The 5304-nt window shown below is 45.6% G+C and carries 4 protein-coding genes; 2 read left to right on the forward strand and 2 right to left on the reverse strand.

The window, feature by feature from the left end; all coding sequences use genetic code 11:
- Positions 1-802: 802 nt before the first annotated feature.
- Together ACOTX7_RS23670 and ACOTX7_RS23675 are read left to right on the forward strand one after the other, a co-directional pair.
- Positions 803-1489: an NYN domain-containing protein gene (locus tag ACOTX7_RS23670; RefSeq protein ID WP_004201232.1), complete on the forward strand. Its 687-nt coding sequence runs from the start codon at positions 803-805 to the stop codon at positions 1487-1489.
- Positions 1490-1626: 137 nt separating this feature from the next.
- Positions 1627-2364 (forward strand): hypothetical protein, encoded by a 738-nt coding sequence (locus ACOTX7_RS23675; RefSeq protein WP_004201234.1) that lies wholly within the window; start codon positions 1627-1629, stop codon positions 2362-2364.
- A 519-nt stretch (positions 2365-2883) separates the two neighbouring features.
- Here the strand turns inward: ACOTX7_RS23675 and ACOTX7_RS23680 are convergent.
- Entirely contained in the window at positions 2884-4353 is a 1470-nt protein-coding gene (locus ACOTX7_RS23680; RefSeq protein WP_004201235.1) for an HNH endonuclease signature motif containing protein, read from the reverse strand.
- 756 nt (positions 4354-5109) lie between these two features.
- On the reverse strand, positions 5110-5259 hold the full coding sequence (locus ACOTX7_RS23685) for a helix-turn-helix domain-containing protein (protein WP_032433706.1): 150 nt from the start codon (positions 5257-5259) through the stop codon (positions 5110-5112).
- Between the last annotated feature and the right edge of the window lie 45 nt (positions 5260-5304).

A 5304-nucleotide genomic window follows, 5' to 3' on the forward strand; every position in this document is an offset into this window, starting at 1 on the left:
CGGCAGCGGCGCCCGGCAAGGTGGGCCGATTCCCACGCGGCAGCAGCGCCCGGCAAGATGGGCCGATTCCCACGTGGCAGCGGCGCCCGGCAAGATGGGCGGATTTCCACACGGCAGCGGCGCCCGGCAAGATGGGCGGATTTCCACACGGCAGCAGCGCCTGGCAAGGTGGGCCGATTCCCACGCGGCAGCGGCGCCCGGTGGGTATTTGCATTCACTTGACTCCCCATTTGCATTTTACTTGACTGCCTGTTTGCACTTCTCTTGGTCATCTCCAACAGAAAATAGAGACAGTTTCCTTCCGAGTTGACCGGCAGCTATGAGCGAAAAGCGGATATAGGCTTAATGTGAGAAATGACATTTTCTAATACCACCTCGCCATTGTGCAATGTGTAAAAAAGCAAGAAGAAAAACTCCGCTGGCGGTAAACCGCATTCGGGCCCCCCCCCGTGCCGGAGTTTTACCGAATGGCGCAGCGGGGCAACCGGCGCGGCCTGCCCCGGCGCTGACCGCCCGATCACTATATCTGGTAGGCCTGCCAGCTGAGACAGGCACAACATGTAGTGTTGCGCGCCGCGGCGGGGCGATTCGGTGTTATGCGGGTTTTACCGAATGTCTACAGATCGTGAGCGGGGATGAAAGGCCGTTATGCAGGATTAGCAGGGATGATTGACGGGGTCGTCAAAATAGCATAGTATTGTTCCTACAACTCAACCCCGAACGCAGCGATTAAGTTCACTGGCAGTTGGGGTGAAGAAACCGGCCAGCGAGCCGGTTTTTTCGTATCTGATGGGAAGCAAACGTGCGCACCGCTTTTTTCATTGATGGATACAATCTCTTTTACGGGCTGCTGGCTGGAACACCCTTCAAGTGGCTCGACCTCCCTGCGCTTCTGACATATATCACGAAAATTCAAAATCCTGCCTCTGAGACTGCCCAGGTAAATTACTTTACCTCTCCCGTTTTACCTCCTCTTGCAACCAGAGGTAAAGAGTCGGCTGAAGCTCAGGATGTTTATATTCGCGCACTCAAGGCGAAGGGCGTTACAGTCCATTTAGGAAGACACAGGCTTAATCGTGGCAGTGCGCCGCGTTATCTGGATGGTATTCCTGCATCCCGATCTGATAAGGTTGATGTATGGGATCTTGAGGAAAAAGAGACCGATGTAAATATTGCTATCAGTATGTACCGACTTCTTTCAAAGCAACAGAACCTTGAAGCAGATGCACGCATTGCACAAATAGTCTTAGTGTCGGCTGATACCGATATGACGCCTGCCTTAAAAGCAATAAAGGAAGATTTTCCAGAAATAACGGTTGGCATTATTTTGCCACATCGCGAAGGTATCGAACGCGGAGTGCCCGGCTCACTTAAAAACCATAGTGATTGGATAAGACGACAAGTGAAGATTGACGAATTGCAATCTCACCAGTTTCCTGAACGTGTCCCTACAAAGAAGAAGCCTGCTATCAAGCCTCATTACTGGTAATTCGGTAATATGGGCGTTTTACCGAATTACCGTGTCCGGGCATCTCATACCCTCAAACAGTAGCGGCCTCGCCGGAACAGTTTAGGATCAGGACATGCTAAGCTGAACTTAATCCGTCATGAATATTCTGAGGTAATATGAAAAAACCGCGCAGGAACAGAACCAAAACCGTGCAGTTCACGTATAAACAGCATTACCTGGGCAGACAGTTCCTGAAACTATTTTCACAGGATGCAAATAAAGTTTATGTAAAGATAGTAGATAAAGAAGGGGTCGTAAAACAAAAGTCTGTCAACGATGAAGTCTTTTATTCAAAAAAAGGATGGGATGAATCCACGGAAAGACTTATGAAAAGCATAGAGGATGCTTTTAAGGAAGAAGTAGATAAAGCAATAAATAATGAAAATAGCTTCAATTTCGGAAGAATAACTGATTACTACCTGATGTGGAATATCAGGGGCAGGTTAGCCAGCGAACGTCCGGAAAGCGTCAATTTCCGCATAATCGGAAGCGAGTTATCTTTTGAAGAGCAGGACACATTAGAGTACAAAGGGGCTTATTTTATGAGGCCGGACGGAACAATGCATGATGATATGTTTCGGGGTTTGACATTCAAAATGGACTTGAATAAATTAAATATTTTATTTAAAAGCAGGAAGTGGGGATTAGTTAAATCGCCGGAGGAAAACTTTATCCTGCCTGATTTCTGGAACGTTAATCTTTGGAAAAACGATCTGACCTGGATAATCCCAATTACAAGAGACATGGCATTTGTTGCTGAGCACGAAAATGGAATCGTAACGCAAGAAAATGCGTGCCGCATGAATCAATTTTCGATGACTCACTGTAATAATTTTTGTGTTACGTATTCATAAAGATAAACCTGAAAAATTAGGCATTTCTCTGTGTAATACATATGTATTACACAGAGAGTTAAGATTATTGTGTATGCTTAATCGCTCTCAGGTATCTCAACAAGTAGGAAGTCATCGGGCGCTTAAAAATCCAAGTAGTCGTCACTTTCCCTGTTACACAGTTCGGTGTTATGGGCGTTTTACCGAATGCCCGGACGGGAACATAAGAAACTGCCTGGCGGCAGCCTTATAATTGCTGGTCAATAACACGGTGCTGGGTGGAGCAATAAGCTTCATTGCAGTAATTTGTTACCTGACAGGTGAATATTATCTGATAAGAAAATCTGCCAGAAAACTGATAGCTTTCGTCCTATAAGCATAAACCTGACCACTAAGATAGTTCACTTTAACGTCCACTTCTGGCACAAAGCGGACCGCCTGAGGCGTCGGGAGGTCTACTATGAGCGAGGAGCTGAAGTTGGCACTTTTTCTCCCACAAAAGTGACTGTAGAAATAGTTGCATTTCACTTTTTCGTGCCTTTAGACATCAAAGCGAAGCCAGCGTTCTAGCAATCCCGATTTGTTCAAAGGAACTGAGTGAGCATTTATTTTTTTACCTTCCAATATACTTTTAGCAAAGTATGTGCAATCAGGTTTGAAATGTACAGTGAGTAAGTCAGGATTAATAGCCATTAAATCAGCATCAAAAAGGCGATGCAAACATGCAAGCATCAATAATCCGTTAGAAGTATTATTATTTCCTGTTCCAACTGGCTCAATGTGGGCGGCCTCTAGTGCTTCTCCGCTATTAGTTATGGCACAACGATAACCAAAGTTAGCGGCCACACGCTCTTTAAAATCGTTCTGATTGGTACGGGTACGAACAATACGATCTGCGAACAACGCTTGCTCAATAGATTCAGATAGAGCGGGAGCGTAAGAAGGAGCATTAGCAACTGAATTTACAAGCGTTTCTACGGGATTTATAATGGTATTCGGTTGTTCAGGAGGAAGAATCACTTCTAAAGGGCGTACAGGTATTCCTGTGAGGTGTTTTGACGGCTTACAGACACTAAGAAATTCATGTGCCTCTTTTACATCCATACCTTGTTTAGTTGCTTCTCGTTTGAAAGCATCAACCATAGCAACGGTGTACCCCTTTTCTGCAAACAATCTGAGCCACTTATCACTAAAGGATTCTGGAGTTTTGGCAACAGGAATAGAAACAACTTCCTCTACTGATTCAGTAGACGATAATACAGGCACCCCGATTAAAAAATCAGCATTGGCAATAGGTTTTTCAATTTCTACAATTAGCTTAGGTGTACTTATGCTTGCATGATGAACATCTCTAGCATGGTCTGCAAATCCTCCAAGCGATTGAAAATCAACCTTGCATTCAATACATGAAATACGGCGACTTATAAGATCCGCCTCTAGCTTTTTTTGTTCGTTTTTAGCTTGAATTATTTCGTCCTGTTTCGTTTTCGCTATGTGCCAAGGATCAGACTTAATCTTTTTCTCATTACGAATAGCTCTATATTTGGATGAAAGTGATACTTTAGCCACAGGTTTACTTTTTTTGTTATTGAGTCGCTCAAGTGTTTCACGCTGAATAATATCTTTTGCTTTCTTCGTCGCTTGCTTTTTTGACAAACCAGATGCAAGAAGTTCAAGCATTATATCTGAATAAAGTAAAGGTTTATTTTTACGTTTTTGATTATTTAACTTGCGTTTTTGGTTGTAAGTTTCCATTTCTTTAGGAGTTAAATAACCTCCTACGCTACGGATAGGTGCAGGCGCAGTTAACGGTTTCTTACCGTTAATATTCTTTTTTACTTGCTCTTTGCTAACTCTAACTTTAGCTGTAGTGGGTTCTACATGGAAATCATGGCTACTATCATTTTGTTGGGTGCTGATCAGAACTTCTCTGACCTCTTCGGGAATTGGCTTACCTTCTCGGCTTGCTCTTCCCCATGCCTTGATAGCTTCTAAGCGTGTCATTTTCATGTGAGTACCTGAAAAATCTGTAGATATGAGGAAGTATACAAATCGTTCTTATCAATCGTCTATACATGGAGGTAAGCACTGCAAAAGCTGACGGAATGAAGGCATTACCGTCATACATGAATCCAATCAAAAAGCCATAGAAACCATGCAGGTATTTGTTTGTATCCCTGCATAACGAACCATTAATTTTTAGAGCGCCTCTGGCACTCCAACTTCCGCTTTTGGCACACAGCAGCCGTTAAGATGTAAGGCCTTACGCCAACTAAATCTAATGGGACAGATTTAGTTGGTGATGGTCAAGTAATCTGCAAACGGTCACCAAGTAAAATGCAAATGGGTAGTCAAGTCCGATGCAATTACGCAGCCCGGCAAGGTGGGCCGATTCCCATATCGACATGTATGTAGCTTGTGTTATCCGTGGATTGTGCAGCTCAGCGGGTCGCTGGTCGTATGGCGTAGTGTCCCCCGTAACCGGCCGCGTGCGGCCGCTAACGCGCAGTACGGCGCCGCGACCCGAAGGCGGGCCGCCGTTCCCGCGCGCAGGCGCGCGGCGCCCACTGCGCACCACCGTGGGGGACGTGCGGCAGCTGCGTGGCGGCGGGCTGGGTTATGGCTTTGCAGGGAGGGGCTGGGCCGGGCGATACGGTCAGCGTTGCGGTTTCCGGCGATTTGCGGCCGGTGCCCGTTTAAGTCCGGCGTGGTCGCCTTCCATGCCCTGACGGGCATAAGAAAATAAAACCGCCATGCTGCGGTCATTCATGATTTTGTGGTGTAGCGATAAATAGTCATGCGAGAAACGTTGAAGCGCTTAGCAACTGCACCAACTGTCATTTCAGGATCAGCAAGTAAGATTCTAATTTGTTTAACATCTTCTTCAGAAAGTGACGGTTTTCGGCACTGTTGCAAAGTTAGCGATGAGGCAGCCTTTTGTCTTATTCAAAGGCCTTACAT

It is taken from the genome of Enterobacter cloacae complex sp. IR5418 (assembly GCF_049238105.1).
Classification (GTDB): Bacteria; Pseudomonadota; Gammaproteobacteria; order Enterobacterales; family Enterobacteriaceae; genus Enterobacter; species Enterobacter hormaechei.